The following is a 21,356-nucleotide window of genomic DNA, read 5'->3' as shown; positions in this document are numbered from 1 at the left end:
GACAGGTTTTCAATGCGTAGGCAGGCAATAGCATTGGGCATCGGGCTTGCACTGTTGTGCAGTGCATCCGCGCGCGCGCAGCTCGCCCCGCAGGTCAACCCCGGCGCCATCCAGACCGACATCGACCGCCAGCGGCAGCAACTCGAGCGGCAGAGCCAACCGCCGAAGCTCCAGGGCCCGGGCGTGGTCGGCGGCGAGCGGGAAAAGACCCAAACGCTGAAACCAGGTGGTCCAAAATTCCTGCTGCGCAAGCTTGAATTCGATTCATCCAAGTTCATTACGCCCGAAGAGCTCGACGAGATTGCGAAGAAATATATCGGCAAGGACGCCGATATCGCGACACTTCAGCAGGTCGTAGCCGACATCAACGCGGTCTACGCCGAACGCGGGATCGTCACGGGGATCGCGACGCTGCCGGATCAGGATGCCAAGGGCGGGATCGTTCGCATCAAGCTGACGGAAGGTCGTCTGCAAAAAACCACCATCGAGGGCAACAAGCAGACGTCGACGTCCTATATCCTGCCGCGCGTCCAGGCGCCGGAAGGTGAAGTCCTCGACGTGCCAAAGCTCAACCGCGACGTGATCTGGTTCAATCGAACCAACGACGTGCAGATCAAGGCGCTGTTGCAGCCGGGGACCAGCTTCGGCCTGACCGACCTGCAATTCGCCGTTATCGAACCACCCACCGATACGCTGCAATTATTTGTCGACAATCAGGGTGTCCAGAACACCGGCCGGTTCGAAGGCGGCGCCTTTTACCGGCGTCACGGCCTGTTCGGCGTGGACGATCGACTGACGTTCTACGGGGTGAGGTCGGACGGCAATCTCAACGGCAACGTCGCCTATAACATTCCGGTAAACCCCTGGGGCGGCCGCGTCGGCGTGAGCTACACGCAGGGGAACATCAAGATCATCGACGGACCGTTCGTCGCGCTCAACGTAACCGGGCGATCGACCCAGGCCTCCATCAATTTCAGCCAGCCGGCCTGGGTTACACAAAACTGGCTGCTGCTGCTCAATGCGGCCCAGACCGACGGCAATACGGTAAGCCGGTTTAGCACTGTCGCGGTCACCAGCGACCGCTATCAGAGAACCACGGGTGGGTTTTCGTTGACCAATTCCGGCAACAATTATTCCATCACCGTCTCGCCGTCGATGAACTACATCGAATGGCACGATTACATTCTGAACGGCAACCGAACCTTCAATACCTATACCGGCAGTGCGATAGCGACGGGGATGGGTCCTGCCAATTTCAGCGCCAATCTCTTGGGCAGCTGGCAATATTCGCCGACGAAGCTGTTGCCGGGCGACCAGATATTTTCGATCGGCGGCCCGACCACCGTGCGCGGCTATCCCACCAATGCGGTGGCCGGCGACAGCGGCTACTACATCAACGCCGAACTGCACTACAACTGGTCGGCCATTCTCAAGGGCCTGGACACGTATGTCTTCACGGATTGGGGCGCGGCGTTCTCCACATTCCCCGGCATCGTTGAATTGAGTTCGATCGGGGTGGGGTTCTCATGGACGATGGCGCCGTCGCTGACGTTCGAGGGCAGCTATGCAACGCCCCTGAAACTGGCGATCTCCACCCAGCGGCACTACGAATACTATGGCCGGTTTATCTTCCGGCCCCTGCTGATGTTCCCCAAGCAAAACGTGCCCGGATAGGCACGGTCAGGATTCTGGCGAGCCGTCCCGAAACATCCCGGCCAATGTGCTGACATCCCAGGTGACCGCGTTGCCATTCTCGACGCGCGTCCCGGAAATGCTATGCAGGGCACGTGAGCAATTTCTGCGGAGTTCGTATGATGCCCAACCCATCGCGCCGCGTCGCCGTCGTAGGCCTTGGTCCGATCGGGCGTAAGGTCGTGGAAGCCCTGGATCAAGGCATCGACGGTCTGGTCCTCGCGGCGGTATCGGCACAGGACCCGGCGAAGCATGGCGATTTTCTCGCCACATTGAAGCGATCGCCCGCCGTCTTGCCAATCGATGAGCTCTGCGCAGCGGCCGATATCGTGATCGAGTGCGCAGCCAGCAAGCTCGTTCGATCGATTGTCATTCCTTTCGTGAGCCGCGGTAAAACTGCCATCGTCCTGAGCGTTGGCGCGCTTCTCGAGAACGAGGATCTCATTGCGCTGGCCAGGCAAAACGGCGGCCAGATCGTCGTGCCGACCGGTGCGCTGATCGGTCTCGACGCGGTCACCGCCGCGGCGGAAGGCAATATCCAGTCGGTCAGGATGGTGACGCGAAAGCCGCTCAACGGCCTCGCCGGGGCTCCCTATCTGGTCGAAAACAACATCGACATTGCCGGCATCACCGAGCCCTTGAAGATTTTCGAGGGCACCGCCCGTGATGCCGCCAAGGGCTTCCCGGCGAATCTCAATGTTGCCGTGGCGCTTTCGCTGGCGGGCCTTGGGCCCGACCGGACCACGCTGCAGATTTGGGCCGATCCGACCGTGACCCGAAACGTGCACCGCGTTGAAGTGGAATCGGATTCCGCACGCTTTTCGATGACGATAGAGAACATTCCCTCGGAAAACCCCAAGACCGGCCGCATCACGGCACTTTCGGTCATTGCCTATCTGCGCAAGCAAGGTTCAGCTTTGCGCGTCGGAACCTGAGGATCAGGCGGTGAGGGCAGGCCTCACTTCGTGAGCGACATCCAGCGCTCCGTGGCGCCGATCGCCGCCGACCAAAGCTGATCCGCCGGCTGACCGCGGTGCAGCGCCTTGCCGACCTCGCAGATCGCCATGAACGCACCAGAGCGCGCCTCTTCGACCTCCAGCGGCTGCTCGCCGCTTCCCTGAACCAGGCCGACCAGTCCGTTCAGGATCGGCAAGGCCAACTGCGCCGGCTGATCTTCAGCGGCCTTCAAGGCGTCCAGCACGCGCGTCGCTCTCTCGAAATCACGCATCGCTACCTGCCAAAACCCGAGGGATGAAAAGCCCAGGATAACAGGATGGGCTGGATGATCGCCTAATTTTGGCGGAAGGGGTGCCCGTAGCTTTGTATCGTCACACGAGAACACGAGGCGTCAGAAACGCCGCTACCATTTTGATTATCCACAAGTTTAGACGATCATGAGCGCCACTAGCGATCAGGGTCAAAACGCGGTGGTGAACTCCGAATGGTGAGTGTCTAGCGTGGCGATTAACCAAGCAAGGTCGCCAGTCATGCACGGAACAATCCCTGAAAAACGTCAGTCCGGCCCTCTTAAAAAGGGTCTCGCACTCCGCACCATCCAAAGTCTTGTCCAAGCCGCCAAGCCGGGAATGTGGTCGCACGAACGTGGCCTCTGCCTTGCAATCGCCAAGAGCGGATCAGCCTTTTGGGCCTTCCGCTATTCTTCGAAGTCCGGCCAACGTCGATTGATGACACTCGAAACCTACGAACCGATCGACGCCGCAAAATTGAAGGCGCTTGAATGGCAGGTAGCTGAATACCGAAAGCAAATAAAAGCCGGCCGTGATCCGCTAGCCGAACGAAACGCCGCTGCAAACAAGGTAGAAGCCGCGACGATCCGACAGACGGCCGTTGATACATTCGAGGAAGTGGCCCGCGATTACATTGCGCAACATAAGGATGGCTGGAAAAATCCCAAACACCGGCAGCAATGGGACAACACGCTGGCGACTTACGTTTATCCCACCATCGGCAAATCGCCGCCGCACGAAGTTACCACGAACGACGTATTGGGAATCCTACAACAGAAACATACTCGAAAAGGCAAGACGGGTACTCTTTGGACGAACGCGCGTGAAACGGCATCACGGGTTAGAAGTCGGATTGAAACCGTCATCGCGGCAGCAAAGGCGAAGGGCTTATCAAACCCCGAAACACGCGATCTTTGGAACAATCATCACAACCCGGCGCGCTGGGAAGATAACATGCAACATTGGTTAAACGGAAAGCAGTCCAAAGGGCATTTCGACGCAATGGATTGGAAAGACATCCCAACATTTGCAACAGAGCTAAGGCTCAAGACCGACTTTTCAGCCAAAGCATTATCCCTGACCATCCTGTGCGTCACGCGAACGAACGAGACGATCAACGCAACTTGGCCCGAGTTCGATTTAGCCAATCGGATTTGGACGATCCCGGCGGATCGCATGAAAGCGGGCGTTGAACATCGCGTTCCCTTGTCAAATGCAGCGATCGACCTCCTAACCAACCTGCACAGGATCGATGGAAACCCATACGTGTTTCCGGGCATGAAGCGCAACAAACCGTTGTCTGACATGGCGATGTTGGAAATGCTGCGTGGAATGCGCAATAGCGTCACCGTGCACGGTTTCAGGTCCACGTTTCGCGATTGGGCGAGCGAAACAACGCTTCATCCTGATACAATCGTCGAAATGGCCCTTGCGCATACCATCAAAAACAAGACGGAGAGGGCGTACCGACGCGGCGATGCCTTCGAACGCCGGAAGGCGTTAATGCAGCAATGGTGCGACTATCTTTTGAACGACCACCAAACGTATAGAACGACTTGGGAAAAGCTGGTCGCATAAAAAATGGATCGGTGCATAAGTTCTGGATGAGGCCCGTTCGCGGGCCTTTTCTTTTTGTACGATCTTGACGCTCATACACGAACATGAGATTTGCGAATTTGCCGCGCGATCGGATGACAGCGGCGCACGGGTCGGATGGCCTGAGCCGCAGGAAGAACGCGGCGTTCGCGGGTGGATGCCTGCTCAACCCAAAACCCAAAAGGCGTCCCCCATGTCTCAGGACACTATGATTCTGACTGTTGGTCAGGTCTGCCAACGTCTCACGATTTCAGAACCCACTTTGCGCCGCTACGCAAAGACAGTCAGGGGCTTTCCGCGCAAAATCCCGCTAGGACCTCGCCGGGTCGGATATCTCGCCAGCGACATCGAGAGCTACGTTGCCGACCGGTACAAAGCCGCCGGAAGCCTCAGCAACACCTAAGCGGTGAATCGTTTTCGTGAGCGGCGACAGTCTATGAATCATTTCAAAGAAACTGGCGGACGGAACGTCCGACATACCCCAGAAGAATGCCCGACGCGCTGATCAGAGCGAGCCGGGCAATAAGGAATACAACAATGACCGATATAGCGCAGCCAATCGAGGCGCGCAACGCACCGTCGTGGCTAGATTATGCGCGATGGCTGGCCTCTCTCGGCATCCACGTCTTTCCGCTCAATCCGGCAACCAGGCGGCCATTCGCGAACGTAGACGTTGCAGCCGCCCTAGGATGGCCAGAACCGCCCCAGGGAGAGGGTGGTCTGAAATTCGCTACCACAGACGCCGCCGCGATCGACGCGTGGTGGACGGTTTGGCCAACTGCGTTGATAGGCATCCGAACGGGCAGCATATCCGGTCTGTACGTTCTGGACGTTGATCGAAAGAACGGGAAAGATGGCTTTGCAACAATCACTGCAAACAGCTGGATCATCCCAAACACCGTTGCCAAGCAAACGCCATCGGGTGGCGGACATTACTACTTTTCCATTCCGCGCGGCGATCGACGCCGCTGGAAGACTGACAGCGGCCAAATAGGGAAGGGGTTAGATCGTCGCGGTGAGGACGGTTATGTCGTATGGTACGGCGCGAATTTGTCCCTCCAGATGGCCGAACCGCCAACATGGATGACAGGCGATGTCCGAATTCAGAACGAATTCGTACCGCACGAAAGGCGCAAGCCGCTCGGAACGGACAACGCACCTCGTTTCGAGGACGCAGTGAAAGCGCTGTATTCGATCAATCCGAATGAAATGAACTATGACGAATGGCGCAATATTTCGTGCGCCTTCCGGCAATCGGCATCAGGGCTTGGCGTCGATGATGGGTTGATACTGCTAATGTGGGACGGATGGTGCAAGCAATATAGAAAGAATAGCAGCCCGGATAATGAGAAGCTTTGGCGATCGATAGCAAGCGGAACAGAACTTGGATGGTCCTATTTGGTTAGCAGAGCATCACCGCAAACCCAGGCTGAATTCCTCTTTGGCCAACCCACCATCCCGCAGACAATCAACGGCGAAGTAATCGCACCACTGGACGGCTATCCGAACATCATCGCGACAGCATCGACTGAAGGTGGAAAAAGCACACTGATCGAAACTGTAAAGTTGCTTCACGGCCCGATCCGCCTTGCGTTTGATGAGTTCTCCCAAACAATATTCGCGATGACGCCCCTACCTTGGGATCGCAACGGCACGTTTCCCCGGCCTTGGGCTGAGATTGACACATTACATGCGCAACTGTTCGCGAACGCACTGTTTAAAACGCCCGGCAAGGACACCGTCTTTGACGCCGTAAGCATTATTGCTAGGCACAACCAGTTTCATCAAGTGCGCGACTACTTAAGCAGATTGCAATGGGACGGAGTAGAACGATTGCCTCAAATGCTGGCGCGGTATTTCGGCGCGCAGCAATCGCCGTATATCGCACAGATCGGTATTAAGTTTATGGTAGGTGCGGTCGCTCGTATCATGCGGCCCGGTTGCCAATCTGATCACGTGTTAGTTCTTGAGGGTTCGCAAGGAATCCAGAAATCGACTAGCTTTCGGATTCTCGCCGGTGATGACTGGTTTACCGATGAGTTGCCCGATCTTCAATCGAAGGACGCCGCAATCCAACTAGCAGGGAAGTGGATCATTGAAGTCTCGGAACTCTCCGCGTTGAAACGATCAGACGTTGAAACGACCAAGAAATTCATGTCTAGGCGCATTGATCGATATCGCGCACCTTATGATAAAATTGCGAGCGATCACCCACGACAATGCCTGTTTGTCGCGACCACAAACGACGAAGGATACTTGAAGGATCAAACGGGCAATCGTCGATTTTGGCCTGTCAAATGCAGCACGATTGATGTCAAGGCCCTTCATGATGATCGTGATCAATTGTGGGCTGAGGCAATTGCGCGGTTCAATCGCGGTGAACAATGGTGGTTGACTGGCGCACAAGAACAAATGGCACGTGCCGAACAAGAGGAACGTCGCGAAACCGACCCGTGGCACGATATCGTTGCACGGCATTGTGCGGTAAATGGCGGAATGCCAGTGAGCATGGATAGCGTATTCCGTGCATTGAACGTGCCGTATGAGCGCTTGAATGCCGCGATGACCAAACGCGTTGCGGCAATTCTGAAAACGCTCGGATATCAGCGCCGACAATTGCAGCGCGGCGGCCCCTGGCTTTATGTCAAATAGGGATCCTGCATCCGCTGCATCCACTCCCGGACTAGATGCGCGGAGCGTCCTAAAACGCCGTCTATGACTACGTAACTTATGGAGTGCAGCTTTACGCCTCTGTCAATTCTACTGGATGTAGTGGATGCACTGAATGGACCGATTGAAGACAAATGGCTTTCCTGCATCCACTGAAGAGCGCCCATGTGGATGCACCGGATGACGCCACGCATAGTTATGAGCGGAGATACCGTCCGTCCGGTGCGTCACTTAAGCATGTGAAATTGTTTTGCGATGTTCGTCCCGCGTCTGTTCGCTAACCACTCCGACTAGCCAATTCCGGATGATTAGACGGCGATGCATGCATTGCGACCGATGATCGCCGCGCAATATTTGCGGTGATTATTGCTTAGACGTTGTTTGCTGTGATCAGTAATGATGGCATGAAGATTAGCATCGGGATGGTTGACGCGATAAAGAAATAAGTTGAAACAAGTAATTATCAGCAAACATCAACTTGAATAAGCTCGCTATACTTGTAACAAAGATTAGCCCGGCGCTTGACGCGCTTGCGGATCACAAATCGAGCGCATCAAAAGGAGAATCATCATGTTGCAGGCAAGCCAAACTGTCATAGTCGGGCGCGGTACCAACACCACGTTCCTCAATACCCGATCGAGCCAGCGAGCCGCTGTTTTCGTCCCGTATGGTCTCTCAGACCCGACGCTCGTTGAGCGCGCTTCCGAAATGGCTGTTGCGCTTGAAAATCTGTGCGGATCAGTCCGCGTAAATGCGTCGCAATTTCTCCCGGAAGTGGTTCCGCAAAATAATCGCGCCGCTGTGATCAATGGGGGTACGCGGAAGGCATTTATGGCCTTTCAAACTGCCGCAATCGATTTCCGGCAGGCGGCCGACAAAGCGATGGCAGTTGCCATGACGCCGATTGCAGCCACGTCCGCCACACAGATGATCCGCGGGCGCGCAGTCAAGCACTTCGACGCTGCGGACATTGCGGGCAAGGCCGCTATGATCCAATCGTTCACGCTTGAGCAGCTTTCCGGGCTTGTGGACGCTGGCGCACTGGACGCCTTGCCCAACGATCTCGCCACGATTGCGCGCGACCAGTTCATGATTCTCGCACATGTAGCGCGGGCGGGATTGCAGGCCAATTTTCAGCGGCAGGCAAGCGCCGCCGACCCGCTGGCAAGCGGCGCGGACGTTGATGCTGCTATGGCTGCGTCAAAAGCTTCGCTCGACGCTCTCAAGGCCCGTTTTGCCGACGTTGATGCCGCCGCAAACGTGTTGCGGTCCATCGTCACTGCCGTAGCTCTGATTTGCGAGATCACCATCGACGACGCTTACGCGGTTCTAACGAGCGCCGCCATCGCAAATTAAACCACACGCAACAGGGCTGGACGGGTCGCTACACCGTCCGGTCATGTGTCACTCATCGGGAGCTTGCATGATCATGCCTGGCGACATTCACACAACGACCGTAGGCAAGCTCGGCAAACTCGTTCGTCTATTGGACGATCATCTCGACGTGCCAGGAGGGTCTTCAATGCGCGTCAAAAGCGGGCCGAGCCTCGCCGCCGTATTCGAGTCTAAGAACAGCGCTCCGGTGGAACGCGGCTGCACTCTACGAGGCGTCTCCGATGCGCGGGCCGTTGTTCTCCACGCGCTAAATGATCGGCTTTCCGAAAGCCGTTAGGATCGCGGCAATTCCTCATTCGCTGATAAAGGCCGTGGCCGCATGTTTGAACACTCACGATGTCTCTGTCCATTGGATTAGCTATGAACAACGTCACGCCCTTGTCCATAAATCCCGTTATCTTAAACGGGGATCGCGATGAAAAGGGACGATGGTTGCGCGGTCCGGGGCGGCCATTAGGGAGCAAGAATAAGCAATCAAGCGACCTTATGAAAGCCGTTAGAGCAATGGGCAATCGCGCCGTCGCTAATCTATCGGACGCACTGGACGCTAAGGAGCAATGGGCGACTACGCTTGTTCTCCGCTATTGTCTACCGAATGCGCGAACCCAAGAAATGCACGGGGCAGACCCAGATGATATCAAGGAAGCGTTTCTTGCCGGCGACATTTCAGCAGACGAAATGAAGGCAATTGCAACCGCGATTGAGAAGCTTAAATCCGTTGCGGATATCGACGACTTACGCAATCGCCTTAGCGAATTGGAACAGTTGCTAGAATGCCGCTGAGTGAGCGTGACCGCAAACGATTGGATGCACTCGTTGCGATCATCAAGCCAGCGAACTCACTTGCTGCACGGGTTGGTAGCCTAAGCGACGACCAACGCCAGTATTATAACGAATGGAAAGCGCGATGTAAGGAGTGGCACGCGCGGTGGAGCGCGCGGTGTGGTGACGATAGCGAACGTGACGCTCGTCCTTATGCTCGTGCGCTTAAGGGCTACGGACCACCAACGTTGCGTAACGATATCAGTATCGCGATTTTTCCAACACCGATCATCCCGATCACAGCAACCGAGGATGAGGCCGCGAGAATTTTTAGGGAGTACTGCGATGATATATAGCGTGACGCATCCACAACCTATCATCTATACGTTCGGGTCAGGCGGCTTAGAGCGCTTTGAATGGGTGAAGGATTACGATCGCAAACACGGCAAGTATGCATCCAATAGACAGGCCGACGTGATCAGGTGCTCTGCTCTCCAGTTCGATCGTAACCGACGTGTGCTATCTCTCACGCACGACAGTTATCTTTCAATCAATGGGCCCATTTTAACGCAAATAGCTCTATATTTTGCCCATGGGCAACGAGATAAATCCTTTGAATCCCCTCGCGACCTAAAATTGTTTTTTGAAAATCCGTCCAATTCGCTCAACGAGGCCGACGATTGGTGGGGGTCCATCGGGACGCATTTGTTCATCGGCACCCCGCTTGAGGATATAGACGCTGCGACACCCATGAGCAGGATTTACAGTGAACAACGGAATGCAGTAGCCGAAGAGCGCAGCCGTAATCCTGAGTTTTGGGCACGTTTACGCCCCTCCGGGGTCAAGAGAACCGTTTGAGCGAAATGAACGCTGGCGGACGCCTCGTCCGCAACTCCTATTGGATTGATTGACGATTCGATGCCATTCGCAAAAACGATTGACCATTGAGGACGTTTCTCCGAAGGAACAAGGGACGGCTAGTGCACGGCATTCGAAGCCGATATGTCCGCTGTTGAGGTCAGAGCGGACGAGGGGCGGGGACGCATCGCCGTCAGCTTTTGACCCCAAACGGACATTGGCATTCTCAATCAATTTAGGTTCCTTGGTAAAGCCCGGCTGATGTTCGGCAACATCATCAGAATGCTCGCCCGCGCGCCGAAGCCCCGCGCAGGCTGTCACTTCGCTGCGGCCATCGGACTGCGCGCCAAGCCCGAAGGCTATGTTCCGACTGTCTGACTCGCTCAACCAGACTTCATGTCTTCGTCCAGTAACACCAGCACCCAGGCCAGAAGCAGAAGCATCGCGGAAATAACGGGGTGCCCCCCAAACATGAAGGCCACCCCAAAGCTTGCAACTATGAGTCCAACCAGTGTCACCGGCTGTTTCCAAGTAGCATTCGTTCACATACTGCAACAATACGCGCACGGGCGCTGAAGGTCATCGCCTGTTTCGTCGTCATGCACAAACGCTCGGTAATGCATGACCATAGCTAATGTCGGTTGTTGGCACGAATCGGACTAGTAGTAATGTCAGCAGTTCGGTCGCTAACAGGGGTAAACCAGACTTCGTTCGGACAGCAATTGGTCAAAAATGACCCACATCAGATTCCATCTGGCAGACAATCTGCTGATCGGCCGCAGTAATGTCTGACGTTTCGGCTGACTTTTGTTTCTCAAGTCGATATGCTGCCGACCCTTCCGGCTCGTGACATCGAACCATGACCTCTTCGGTTTCCGCAGGCTATACAAGCAAAGTTGGCGAGTACGTCGCGGGGCGGCCCGAATATCCCGGAGCATTGCTCGCCGACCTTCCTCTCGCCGGCACGATCATCGATCTTGGCGCCGGCACCGGAAAGTTCACCGAGCTTTTGGCGTTGACCGGAAGCCGCATCTTGGCTGTGGAACCGATCGAGAAGATGGCTGCACGCATCCCTGTCGATCGTCTCGCGACGGTTGAGATGCTCATAGGTAGCGCCGAATTGATTCCAGTTCCCGATCACGTGGCGGAGCTTGTCTGTTGCGCGACTGCCTTCCATTGGTTCGACTATGAGAAGGCGACGCGCGAAATTCTTCGCGTTCTGAAGCCAGGCGGTGCACTCGCCCTGATTTGGAATGTGCGGGACGATCGTGTACCGTGGGTCGCCGCATTTTCCACGATCATGGACACCTATGCCGGCGATACGCCGCGGCAATCAACCGGAAAGTGGCGTGTCATCTTCGATGATGCCCGCTTCAGGCATCTGGCGAGCAGAAACTATGCCTTCAGCCAGCCCATGCCAGCAACTGGAATCGTGGACCGCGCTTTGTCGACGAGCTTCATTGCGGTTCTACCGGAGGATGAGCAGAACATTGTGCGGACCAAGGTCAAGAGCATCATCGAGAGCGACCTCTTGCTAAGCGACCGCGACACGATTGAATTCCCCTATGTAACGGAGCTGCATTTGTTCGGAAAGCAAGATTGATTTGCTTGCGCTGAATGCTGCGGTGCATGAGTCCGGTTGTGGCACTTTTCGGACCTTTGGCGTGATGCCCGTTACGTCCGGAGTTCGCCCTAAAGCGGACCACGGACCCATACTCCGCCAGGATTGTTGAACTTATTTGTGGATTGCGATCGCTCACCAAAGCGATTGACCAAGCCGATCTCGCGAGCCGCGCCGTCGACGCTTTCCGCACGCAAGGCCTCGACGGCATCGGCGCTGATGGCATCTGGCGATAGGGGCTGCGGTGCTCATCGTGGTCGTGATTGCCGTTGCCCCGAAAATCCGTGTTTAAGGTTCACCTGTGGCGGTATCCAATCTCCCAAGCACCATGCACTCCTGAGACAACGGCCTTGCGTCCTGAATAACGGCCGGGTGCTGGACAACCGGTTTGATAAGGTTGTGCAGTACAGTGAAGTAGGCTGTAGCTGAGGGAACGGAATCCCGCTACCTTAGGTTTTTGGCCGAGACATCAGTCCCGGCCATTTTATTGGCGAGGCCCAAGGTGGTCGAAATGGATAAGCTTCGAGAGATATTTGCGTTCGTCTGTTTCGCGATGGGCATCTGCGCCTTGGTCCTGGCGGTATTTCAGGCGTGGAACGGGAAAGTTATCTCAGCAGGAGCGCTGGGTTTGGCCTTCGCCGTGTGCGGTATTGTACTTTACCTTTCTCAAATCAAAACGTTGAAGGTTTGGCAGGTTGAAGTCGAGCTGCGCGAGACATTAGATCGTGCCGAGGAGATCATCGGAAGGGTGCGCAAACTGGCAGCCATCAGCGCCCGGGCGAGTTATCTGACTATCGCATGGGGCAATCGAATGGGCGTTCCCACGGCCAACGAAAGGCAGGCCGTTCTCGACGATATTGACGCGCAACTCAGCGATTTGAAGGTCACGTCGGATGAACGCGCGGTCATCGTGCGACCTTGGGTCGGCATGGTCAGAGCGGACTTTTTCTTTATGTTTACGAGAGTGGTCAGAGGCTTCGCGACGTTGAAGGCAAGTGACTTAACAGCGAAGGTCCACGCGAACCAAAGTCAGGAGGCCAACGCTGCCTCGATGGCTCATTCCGACCTCATAACGCCGTGGTCAAAGAAAAATGATAACTTCAAGGCCATTGAACGCTTGGAGAATAAAGGTCTTTCGACCGTTATCAGCGAATATATGCCCGACAAAGGCGGGTGGCTGTCCGATAAAGAACTTGCTGCCTTCGAAGTGCTCAAGCAGAAAATCGTCAAGTTGAATGACGATAGCGAGAAAAAGGGCGGCTACACAAAAGAAGCGAGCGACTACTATGACAAACACTTCGAACACGAAAAGGATATGGCCAAGGAGCTGTGGGAGTTGTCCAGACAGTAGAGCAGATTAGGAATGCCGTCATGAAGGAGTTTGAACTTTACAAACTGGTTACGGCCATTCACGCGCTTGGAGTCGCCCGAGCCTCGATAACGTGGCAGGGCCCGATGGAAGCGTTAAAGCCATTAGCACCAGAGATTCCGTTTAGGTTTATCGATCGTTTTGTTTCGCGCAAGCTAAGCCAGCGTGCCGTCGCTACAGACCTCAACTTTGAAAAAGCGCGCACTCAGAATCGGCAAGCAATCCAGGATGGAATTTCCGCAGCGCTTACCGAGTTGATTGGGCATCTTCAGGAATTCGAGTTACCGGTAACCCTAGCCGCCGCAAAGAGGCTTAAGGAAGCCGTAGACAAAAACGAGAGGCTCGCTGAAGATAAGGATGTCGGCGAGCTTATCTTCCGCTTAATTGACGAACTGAGGGATAGAAAGTTCATCGGGTTGAGTAACGAGTTGGGTAAGTTGTTTAACACCCAGCAATTCTCAGCAGATATTCGTCTCAAATTTCCATCAGCGGTCGTTGATATAGACGAAGCTATGAACTGCCTCGCTTTAGAACGAAGTACAGCGAGCGTGTTTCATTTGATGCGCGTTATGGAAGTAGCTGTGAGGGCGACAGCGTCATGTCTTGGCGTGCCGAACCCCGTCAGAGGGTCCGACAAAAACTGGGGTCAGATGTTAGCCCAGATTAAGTCAGCGACGAATTTGAAGTGGCCTACGGCGGTCGAAAAGATGTTGCCTGACGCGAAACGTTTTGAAGACCTTTACGTTTCGTTGGACGCTGTAAGGAACGGCTGGCGGAACACGACCATGCACGTTGAACGTACGTACACAATGGATGAGGCTCAGCGAATACGTCACGCTGTAGAGGGGCTACTGATTATCATGGCGGCTCGATTCGATGAGAATGGTAGTCCCCAAGCCTGAGATAGACAGACTGTGCGTAGCTGCGCGCATCATGACGCGTTGTTCACTGACGCCATTGAGGACATGCCGGTTGGGCGGAGATAGCCCCCAACATGGCTATTAAAAGCTGCTGAGGGTGATCTGTGGGCTTGTAAGGACATAGGCAACGTTTCGACAACCTCGTTGATCAATGTCATGGAAGCCCGGCTACGGCCGCCTTGGCGGAAGCGGGCTGAACAGTCGCTGAAGCGTCTGGGCCAACCACAGCACCACGTAGAACACGCCGCCGGACACCACGACGCCAGCGGCGAGCATGGCCACACTGGCATGCAGCTCCAGCAGACCGTCGATGATTTGCTGAACGCCGATCCAAGCCGCGGTTGGTCGAGGGATGCCGAATTCAGTCAGCATCTGCGCAATCGAGTATCCCGGCCAGACGCCGAGCTTGAGCCACGACAGCACTTGATAGGTGAGGGTCAAAGCAATCGCGGCCAACGTCGCAAAGATGACGAGACTAACCGCACCGCCTGCATAATCCTCAGCGCGTTTCATGGCACACCCCCGATCGCAGCCAAGCTCACCCTTTTGTCGAGATCAATAGAGCCGCGCCAAAAACTGCTCGCCATTTATAGGCGGCGCACGCCACAACCCGCGCGCCGCAGGGAGCGATTTCGAATCAATGCTGCGGTCTGAAGCCAGCAAAAATCCAGCCAATCAACCAACCGAAGAAGTACACAAGGCCGCTGACGATGGCCGTTCCGGCAACACCCATACCTAATGCCGTAAGATAGTGCTCCCGAGCCTTGGCGGAATTGTTATTTCTATAAGCTTCAAGCGTGTAAGGAACTGCAGCGTCGTATTTGCGGCTCGTGTAGATGTGCCAGCAGCCATCGTTAAATCCTGGCTCAGGCAGCCGTTCCAACGGGCCGGTTTGATAGGTTCGGCATTGTCCGCTCGCGAAGTCTTGCTCGATGGCGCGGTCGTAGGAGTTTCTGCCGGTCTCCTGATCCTTCAGCGCCTGCACGGGCCACAGTACAACGAACCAAATGGCAAGGGCAGCGGTTGCGACCAGCCAGAGGCGACGCCATCCGTTCAGTCTAGTCAGTCGGCCTGCCATCGAAAGTGTCCCCCCAACACTCACTGCGCGTCATAGCATCTCGTTGATCGGCCGTTAGCAAGCGGTGCACGAAGCGACGTCGAAAAGCCAGTTTTCCAACCATTTCTGGAATTCGCTAACTAATTCGTATTTCTGGTTGCATTTAATCAACAATACACTTCCGAAAAGTCAAGAAGTTACTGCGGGAGAAGGGTTTTTTGGTGAGCGCGGAGAGAATCGAACACTCGACCCCATGATAAAAGATATACGCTCCGCCTTGATGGTGAGTCACAAGTGGTCAGTCGAATGACCTACACACTGAAACCATTTGGCTTTTTGACTTGACTGGCGGAAGGGGTGGGATTCGAACCCACGGTACCCTTGCAGGCACGCCGGTTTTCAAGACCGGTGCCTTAAACCACTCGGCCACCCTTCCGCGCGTTGATTTTATTGGGATTTTTAGCCTGTAGCAGAGAACAAAACCCGCACTCTGCTAACCCAATGCGAACCAACGGGGTCCGTGTACTATGCCTCGCCCAGATTTGCCAATGCGGCGTTGATGGCGTCGGCAGACGAGCTGAGTGGGGACGAGCAGGAACCGTCGCTAGGTTCGATCGAGCGGCAATGTTGCGGGTACGGACCGTACGACCGCAACCGGGGATCAAACCCGATGGGCGGCCGGAAACCGCGAAGACCTGCAGGACGAGCACGACGGGGCCGCACCTGAGGACGAAGGCGGTGAGGCGGTTCATGAGGATAACGAGCCGTCAGGACTGGCAGCCGGGGTTCTTGCCTGATGCGCCTGATGCGACTGTACGCAGGGCGCGCCTGCTTCAAGATCAGGATTTGCTTCGCGTTGCTCGGCAAGTGCCTCGCCGGCATCTGAAAGTTTGCCGCCTGTGTGCCGATGGTGCGCAGGCGGGCCTACTGTCCGTCAACCGACCCTGATCACCGCCAGCCCGGGGGTATTCCGAACTAGTTCGAAAGGGTCAACCGACTTGCGGTAACAATGCCCGCGTTTTTCGAAACGCCAACCCCACTTGCCCCGCCGGGAATGGCGGGGCTTTTTCGTCGGCGCAAATGCGGATACCGCGTTATCGTTCCCGAGGGACGCCCGTGTGCCGATGATTCTGACGGGCGACCGCCTATGTGCCGAGTTCGCCTATGAACAGGGCAAGCAAACACGTTGACCCGACAACGGATGCCCAGAACAGCCAATCGAAACGTGGGCGCTTAAAAGGAAGTCTCGGCGGGTCGAATTTGGACATGTGTCGCGTCCCTTGGAGCCGGGAGCACAACACTCTCATATTGCCCGTGGTCCGGTCGATGACGCCCCTTGGGTAACTCCAAATCCCCGGCTCCTGATACGGCGACCGTTCCAGAAGGTGCGAGGTTTGCTAGCACTTTTGCAAACCAACGGTTGGGACGGAGTGGAACGAGACACGACCAGAGAACCAGCTCGGCTGCGAAAACCCCGGTATTTATGGGCTCTTTGGCACCAGGCGCGACCGACTGGTATGGCCAGTCATGGTTTTCAAGACCGGTGATCGCGATCGAGGGGTGACCGAATCGCTCTCGGACGATCTTCGGATGGATCTTGGAAGTGAGGAGGTGGCTGGCGTGGCTGTGCCGTTGGCCGCGCAGCGTCACGCCGTAGGCCTCCAGGAAGACGTATCGCTGAGTGGGATCAAAAATTAGTCACCGTGCTCATTATCGCTCTGGCCCGTCGCCGCCGCGAGTGACATTCGTTCCCATCGATTGAAGATCTGCAAGGCTAAGCCATACCATTTCGCTGGATGGCGTGATTAACATGCGGCGAATGATTGACGAGGTAACCCCCAATTCTTTTGCAACGCTTGCCATCGACGTTGTTGCAGAACGAGAGTCGTTACCTTTATCGGCGGCGCCATGCACTCCGATGCGGGCGCGATAGTTTGCGTTTTTTGTCTCCCCGGCCGCAAAAATGAGAAAGCACGCTGATGCGCAAGTTGAGTTCCGCCCTACATTCGTGGAGATTTTTGCAGACTTGACCACGGCTGCCAGCAGGACACCTTCTCGCAAGTTGCCGCCATCAGAGTGCAACCGCAGCGAGGTCACCAGTTTGCCCGCGTCGTTCGCCGCCCTGATGCGCGCTTGCAGTAAGTCAGCGTCACCCGGCGCAATATTGCCGGAGATGGAAAGTTCGACGTGATCGTCTTCGAGATCAAAAGGCTTTATCTCGGCAGCGGCTGCGACCGACACGCTCAGCGCGAGTAGTCCCGCTACAAGCCCGCAAACCGCAATTCCCCACTTTTTCCGCTCGCAGAAAACAAGGGGACTCATTTCTTCGCCTTCAGTTCTGAATCAGGATTATTCGCGGCTTGTTTGTTCCGGGTAAATGCAAGACCAAGGAAGCCTATCGCCACTAAAAGAGCCCCCGCGATCATTAGCCAGTACGGCAAGTTGATCGACGACAGCAGATCCATTTATTTCCCCTTCCAGTGGGCAAGTCGTAAGGAGCTTATCGGAAGAGTCTTTATGTTCGGTCCACCTGTGTTCGCCGCAATGGAGGTACCCCAACGTGGGTATGAACAATTTTGATCTGCCAGTGTCTTTCGGTGGCCGCCGTTACCGTGGTCAACGACCGGCGGTTTTTGATATACGCGCTCCCGCCCGAGACCCGTGCGCAGACTGCGGGTCCAAGGACAACAAACGTCTTGGTGCGCCAACTTAGAAGTCCAAGTCGGTTACTTTGCGGGTAATGGCACTCGAATGGTGGAAATCCATAAGCGCGTTGGTGGAGGACCTTCCGGCGAGGCGGTAGAAATGACCAATATGCAGGGGTTGATAGATACTTATGTTCATCCATCAAGTGCGATTTAGTCTCACGAGATGAATCGGAAGCGCCGACTGCGGTGATTCTACAAGAGAACACCGATACCACCACTACTAAATAATGCTTTGCATCTGCGTATTGATGTCGGATGCAGGCACGGAAATGCCGCGCTGCGGACCATGAGATTCGCATGGCGCGAGACATGATGATCGAATTTGTCGGCAGCGAACCGGCCGAACAACTCCGCGATCAGTTTCGTGCCTGAGCCCGGATCGCTCCTGAGCTGATATTCACGGCCCCGCCTGTGTGCCGGCGGGCCTACTGTCCGTCAACCGACTCTGATCACCGCCAGCTCGGGGACTCCGAACCAGTTCGGAAGGGCCAACCGACTTGCAGTAACAATGCCCCGCGTTTTTCGAAACGCACCAACCCCACTAGCCCCGCCGGGAATGGCGGGGCTTTTTCGTCGGCGCAAATGCGGAGGCTATCGTTCCCGAGGGGTTGCCGGGCTGTTGGCTAAGTGCCCGTGCCTGCCGGCTTACTCGGTCCAAATGCGCTCTCCGCACTGCTTGCATTCAAACATATGAATGACAACTCCGCTTTCAGATTCCATGATCGTTTTGAGAAGAGTGAGTCTTCCTGCGCAGAAGCGGCAGTCATGGTTTGATTGATCCCGAGCAGTGGCAATCTTCTCAGCTCGAAATAACTCCATGACGCCCCCTTCCCACAAAGGGTAGGGTGCGGAGCCCCGGTTTCATGAGGCGTAATTGGGCAACAAGTCTTGCACAGGGCGACAAAGTTAAAGACGAAAGTCGGTTGTCCACAACAAACCAGCGGCGCGCCGCCGTTACGCGCGGTCGTTCCGCATTGGGGTTACGGTTGGCTCGCGCAGCCCTCGCCAACATCGGGCTCCTGAGTGGCGGCCTCTTTCAATCGCCCGGCGTGACGCCCTACGTCCGGGGGATGAGGCGCCCCCCAGGACTAGCTGAAGGCGAGAACGAGCCAACCTGAGCACAACAGCACAAGGGCAGTCACGATTAGCGCAAGGAATCCGTCAGACACGAAGTCATGATTACTCATGGTACACCTCCTGCCACTGACTGGAGGCTGGTCCGCATTTATTAAAAATTTCGGAATCGTCTTAAGGACGTCGCCGCCCTACGAACAAGTAGTGAACGGGCTTGCTACCATTTTGCTACCCAACTGCCGAATATCGGGGGGACAGGGCGGGACGTGAGTCGGTGTGGGGATCGGGGAAGCCCAATAAATCGGGACTTCTCGGAATGGTAGGTTACCAGAACGGATGGTTCTTCCCGAATTTCAAGACCGGTGCCCTAAACCACTCGGCCACCCTTCCAAACCAGTAATTTCAGTCGCTTAGGGTAGGGCGGAGCCGAACGCAATGCGAACGTGGACCCAATTTGAGGATGGCGCTCCTGTGGAAGAGAGCAGGGCACGTCGTCCGCGGGTCGATGCGATGCATGATTTGTGGTCGACCGGGCGAGAGTTGCTGCCAACGCCGCTCGCCCGCCGTCTCAATACTTGGCGACGACCGGACCGCTGCCGAACTTGTAGTTTACACCGACGCGTCCGACGTGATCGCGCAAGTCTGTGACCAGCGTGAGCGGTCCGAATCCAGGTTGGGTTACCGCATAGGTGGCGCTGCCGAGATCGACGTAGAGATACTCGGCCTTGGCACTCCAGTTGCCGCCGAGCGCGGCCTCGATGCCGCCACCGATGGTCCAGCCGGTTTTGGTGTCGCTGAAGTGCGTGGTCTGGTTCAGGGGCGGAACCTGCTGATTGATGGCGGTCTTGATCTCACCGAACGCCGCACCGCCTGTGACGTAGAACAGCGCGGGTCCGGCGGCATAGCCCAGCCGTCCGCGCGCCGTTGCGAGCCACGATAGCTCCTGGGTGAAATTCTGCGTCAGAGTGCCCAGCGTCGGCTGGCATAGTCTGCAGATCGTGTCCTTCTGGCCGCTCCACTGAAAGTCGCCTTCCAGACCCAGGACGACACTGCTCACCTGCCAATTGTAGCCAACCTGCGCGCCACCGACGACGCCGTCGGGCGCGATGGTGAGCTGATCATTGGGCAGTACAAAGGTCTGGACCGCTGCATTGCGGGCGACGCCATAGCCGACGTTGCCGCCGACGTAAGCGCCGGTCCAATTGTAGGCGAGCAGAGCGGGAGCTTTGGCGAACATAGGCGCAGCTGCCGGGGCCGGCGGGGCGCCAAATTTATAGTTCACGCCGACGCGTCCGACATGGTTGCGCACGTCGCTGGTGGCGACTTGCGTACCGCCGCCGAAGGCGAGAGGGATGATCTGCGTGTTCGAAACACTGCCGAGATCGACGTAGAGATATTCGACCTTGGCAGTCCAGTTGCCGGCCAGCACGGCCTCGATGCCGCCGCCGGCGGTCCATCCCGTCTTGCTATTCGTTGCGGTCGCCGACGGCGCTCCGAAGCAGCAATCCAGGGTCTGTCGGATTTCCCCATAAGCCGCGCCGCCGGTGGCGTAGAACAGGGCCGGTCCGGCCGCATATCCCAACCGCCCGCGCACGGTTCCGAACCACGGCATCTCCTGGGCGACGCCACGACCAATGACGCCAGGAGGGAAACTGATGCAGTTAAAGCAATAAGAATCCCTTTGGTCCGTCCACTGCCAGTCGGCTTCGGCGCCGAGCACCCAATTGCCTACCTGCCAATTGTATCCGACCTGTAGGCCACCGAGCACGCCGCGCGGGGCGAGTGTTACCCTGTCGGTCGGAGGTGCGCCGAAGAACGGTTCGCTGGAATTGTGTCCGACTCCATATCCGAAATTGCCGCCAACATAGAAACCCGTCCAGCTATAGACGGATGCGGCGATCGGAGCCTTTGCCGGCCTGGCGGGAAGATCCGCCGCTTGAGCGGTTACGACAGTAGCGATTGCGATCGCCATACCAAGCAGCACACGCTTCATTCCCAGCACCCTTTAATCGTATGACCCGATTCACTCTATCAAATCGCGCGGATGCAGGTGTGATCGCGCCGCAACGCCTGAGCGGGAATCTGCGATCCATAAAATTCTGCGAATTTTCCGGCGCGTTCACGTTTTCCAATCTGCCCGATCACCAGCGTTCAACTGATTGCAAGATCACCGCTTGATACAAATTCGGTCACGTCCCACTCTTCAGAGATCGAGTCCTCTCCAATACCCTTCGCGCCCATGCTCCTGAGTTGATCGGCGGAAAACTCGATAGAATATTGAGGTTTTGTCCATCTCATGCCTCCGCCCATTAGGTGGCGTGGACACTTATCGCATCCATAAGACGATGGCGGCGACAGTGACGATGGCAAGGTAATTTCGGGCTGTC

18 protein-coding genes and 1 tRNA gene are annotated in these 21,356 nt (G+C 56.2%); 11 read left to right on the top strand and 8 right to left on the bottom strand.

The annotated features are described in order from the left end of the window. The first annotated feature begins 12 nt into the window (after positions 1–12). Together JQ567_RS10435 and JQ567_RS10430 are read left to right on the top strand one after the other, a co-directional pair. Complete coding sequence (locus JQ567_RS10435) at positions 13–1,674, top strand: ShlB/FhaC/HecB family hemolysin secretion/activation protein (protein WP_212438733.1); 1,662 nt, start codon at positions 13–15, stop codon at positions 1,672–1,674. A gap of 140 nt (positions 1,675–1,814) precedes the next feature. Beyond that, positions 1,815–2,627: an aspartate dehydrogenase gene (locus JQ567_RS10430; protein WP_409363588.1), complete on the top strand. Its 813-nt coding sequence runs from the start codon at positions 1,815–1,817 to the stop codon at positions 2,625–2,627. A gap of 23 nt (positions 2,628–2,650) precedes the next feature. On the opposite strand, the gene JQ567_RS10425 is transcribed toward JQ567_RS10430, so the two are convergent. Further along, a complete protein-coding gene (locus tag JQ567_RS10425; RefSeq protein ID WP_212438731.1) occupies positions 2,651–2,920 on the bottom strand; it encodes a hypothetical protein in 270 nt (89 codons plus the stop codon). 229 nt (positions 2,921–3,149) lie between these two features. Here JQ567_RS10425 and JQ567_RS10420 point away from each other — a divergent pair, with 229 nt between their 5' ends. From JQ567_RS10420 to JQ567_RS10380, 9 genes are all read left to right on the top strand, one after another. Further along, positions 3,150–4,517: a phage integrase central domain-containing protein gene (locus JQ567_RS10420; protein ID WP_312017381.1), complete on the top strand. Its 1,368-nt coding sequence runs from the start codon at positions 3,150–3,152 to the stop codon at positions 4,515–4,517. A 175-nt stretch (positions 4,518–4,692) separates the two neighbouring features. Next, positions 4,693–4,938, top strand: a complete 246-nt coding sequence (locus JQ567_RS39030; RefSeq protein WP_409363593.1) for a helix-turn-helix transcriptional regulator — start codon at positions 4,693–4,695, stop codon at positions 4,936–4,938. 134 nt (positions 4,939–5,072) lie between these two features. Continuing rightward, positions 5,073–7,187: a VapE domain-containing protein gene (locus JQ567_RS10410; protein ID WP_212438729.1), complete on the top strand. Its 2,115-nt coding sequence runs from the start codon at positions 5,073–5,075 to the stop codon at positions 7,185–7,187. A 588-nt stretch (positions 7,188–7,775) separates the two neighbouring features. After that, a complete protein-coding gene (locus JQ567_RS10405) occupies positions 7,776–8,561 on the top strand; it encodes a hypothetical protein (protein ID WP_212438728.1) in 786 nt (261 codons plus the stop codon). A 399-nt stretch (positions 8,562–8,960) separates the two neighbouring features. Beyond that, the gene (locus tag JQ567_RS10400) at positions 8,961–9,383 is read left to right on the top strand and encodes a hypothetical protein (RefSeq protein ID WP_212438727.1); all 423 of its coding nucleotides are present in this window, start codon (positions 8,961–8,963) and stop codon (positions 9,381–9,383) included. Positions 9,384–9,707: 324 nt separating this feature from the next. Beyond that, entirely contained in the window at positions 9,708–10,220 is a 513-nt protein-coding gene (locus JQ567_RS10395; RefSeq protein WP_212438726.1) for a hypothetical protein, read from the top strand. 859 nt (positions 10,221–11,079) lie between these two features. Continuing rightward, complete coding sequence (locus JQ567_RS10390) at positions 11,080–11,823, top strand: class I SAM-dependent methyltransferase (RefSeq protein ID WP_212269823.1); 744 nt, start codon at positions 11,080–11,082, stop codon at positions 11,821–11,823. Positions 11,824–12,352: 529 nt separating this feature from the next. Further along, entirely contained in the window at positions 12,353–13,192 is an 840-nt protein-coding gene (locus JQ567_RS10385) for a hypothetical protein (RefSeq protein ID WP_212438725.1), read from the top strand. A gap of 20 nt (positions 13,193–13,212) precedes the next feature. After that, complete coding sequence (locus JQ567_RS10380) at positions 13,213–14,112, top strand: hypothetical protein (RefSeq protein WP_212438724.1); 900 nt, start codon at positions 13,213–13,215, stop codon at positions 14,110–14,112. A 186-nt stretch (positions 14,113–14,298) separates the two neighbouring features. On the opposite strand, the gene JQ567_RS10375 is transcribed toward JQ567_RS10380, so the two are convergent. From JQ567_RS10375 to JQ567_RS10345, 7 genes are all read right to left on the bottom strand, one after another. Beyond that, positions 14,299–14,643, bottom strand: a complete 345-nt coding sequence (locus JQ567_RS10375; RefSeq protein WP_212438723.1) for a hypothetical protein — start codon at positions 14,641–14,643, stop codon at positions 14,299–14,301. A gap of 124 nt (positions 14,644–14,767) precedes the next feature. Further along, positions 14,768–15,208 carry a hypothetical protein gene (locus JQ567_RS10370; RefSeq protein ID WP_212438722.1) on the bottom strand — a complete coding sequence of 147 codons (441 nt, stop codon included), beginning with the start codon at positions 15,206–15,208 and terminating at the stop codon, positions 14,768–14,770. Positions 15,209–15,533: 325 nt separating this feature from the next. After that, positions 15,534–15,623, bottom strand: a tRNA-Ser gene (locus tag JQ567_RS10365). A gap of 1,274 nt (positions 15,624–16,897) precedes the next feature. Next, a complete protein-coding gene (locus JQ567_RS10360) occupies positions 16,898–17,509 on the bottom strand; it encodes a hypothetical protein (protein ID WP_212438721.1) in 612 nt (203 codons plus the stop codon). Further along, positions 17,506–17,652: an LPXTG cell wall anchor domain-containing protein gene (locus JQ567_RS10355; protein ID WP_212438720.1), complete on the bottom strand. Its 147-nt coding sequence runs from the start codon at positions 17,650–17,652 to the stop codon at positions 17,506–17,508. Before JQ567_RS10355 ends, JQ567_RS10360 begins: the two co-directional genes overlap by 4 nt. A 1,885-nt stretch (positions 17,653–19,537) precedes the next feature. Then, positions 19,538–20,962, bottom strand: coding sequence for an outer membrane protein (locus JQ567_RS10350; protein ID WP_212438719.1), 1,425 nt, complete (start codon positions 20,960–20,962; stop codon positions 19,538–19,540). 158 nt (positions 20,963–21,120) lie between these two features. Then, positions 21,121–21,356: hypothetical protein (locus JQ567_RS10345; RefSeq protein ID WP_212438718.1), on the bottom strand; the 236-nt coding region annotated here is incomplete at its 5' end.

The sequence above is a fragment of the Bradyrhizobium sp. AUGA SZCCT0431 genome (genome assembly GCF_018131065.1).
Classification (GTDB): domain Bacteria; phylum Pseudomonadota; class Alphaproteobacteria; order Rhizobiales; family Xanthobacteraceae; genus Bradyrhizobium.
This window is presented reverse-complemented; position numbering and strand designations above follow the sequence as displayed.

Coding starts and splice junctions, on each gene's coding strand:
- JQ567_RS10435 (WP_212438733.1), top strand. CDS start 13: ATGCGTAGGCAGGCAATAGCATTGGGCATCGGGCTTGCACTGTTGTGC.
- JQ567_RS10430 (WP_409363588.1), top strand. CDS start 1,815: ATGCCCAACCCATCGCGCCGCGTCGCCGTCGTAGGCCTTGGTCCGATC.
- JQ567_RS10425 (WP_212438731.1), bottom strand. CDS start 2,920: ATGCGTGATTTCGAGAGAGCGACGCGCGTGCTGGACGCCTTGAAGGCC.
- JQ567_RS39030 (WP_409363593.1), top strand. CDS start 4,693: ATGCCTGCTCAACCCAAAACCCAAAAGGCGTCCCCCATGTCTCAGGAC.
- JQ567_RS10410 (WP_212438729.1), top strand. CDS start 5,073: ATGACCGATATAGCGCAGCCAATCGAGGCGCGCAACGCACCGTCGTGG.
- JQ567_RS10405 (WP_212438728.1), top strand. CDS start 7,776: ATGTTGCAGGCAAGCCAAACTGTCATAGTCGGGCGCGGTACCAACACC.
- JQ567_RS10400 (WP_212438727.1), top strand. CDS start 8,961: ATGAACAACGTCACGCCCTTGTCCATAAATCCCGTTATCTTAAACGGG.
- JQ567_RS10395 (WP_212438726.1), top strand. CDS start 9,708: ATGATATATAGCGTGACGCATCCACAACCTATCATCTATACGTTCGGG.
- JQ567_RS10390 (WP_212269823.1), top strand. CDS start 11,080: ATGACCTCTTCGGTTTCCGCAGGCTATACAAGCAAAGTTGGCGAGTAC.
- JQ567_RS10385 (WP_212438725.1), top strand. CDS start 12,353: ATGGATAAGCTTCGAGAGATATTTGCGTTCGTCTGTTTCGCGATGGGC.
- JQ567_RS10380 (WP_212438724.1), top strand. CDS start 13,213: ATGAAGGAGTTTGAACTTTACAAACTGGTTACGGCCATTCACGCGCTT.
- JQ567_RS10375 (WP_212438723.1), bottom strand. CDS start 14,643: ATGAAACGCGCTGAGGATTATGCAGGCGGTGCGGTTAGTCTCGTCATC.
- JQ567_RS10370 (WP_212438722.1), bottom strand. CDS start 15,208: ATGGCAGGCCGACTGACTAGACTGAACGGATGGCGTCGCCTCTGGCTG.
- JQ567_RS10360 (WP_212438721.1), bottom strand. CDS start 17,509: ATGAGTCCCCTTGTTTTCTGCGAGCGGAAAAAGTGGGGAATTGCGGTT.
- JQ567_RS10355 (WP_212438720.1), bottom strand. CDS start 17,652: ATGGATCTGCTGTCGTCGATCAACTTGCCGTACTGGCTAATGATCGCG.
- JQ567_RS10350 (WP_212438719.1), bottom strand. CDS start 20,962: ATGAAGCGTGTGCTGCTTGGTATGGCGATCGCAATCGCTACTGTCGTA.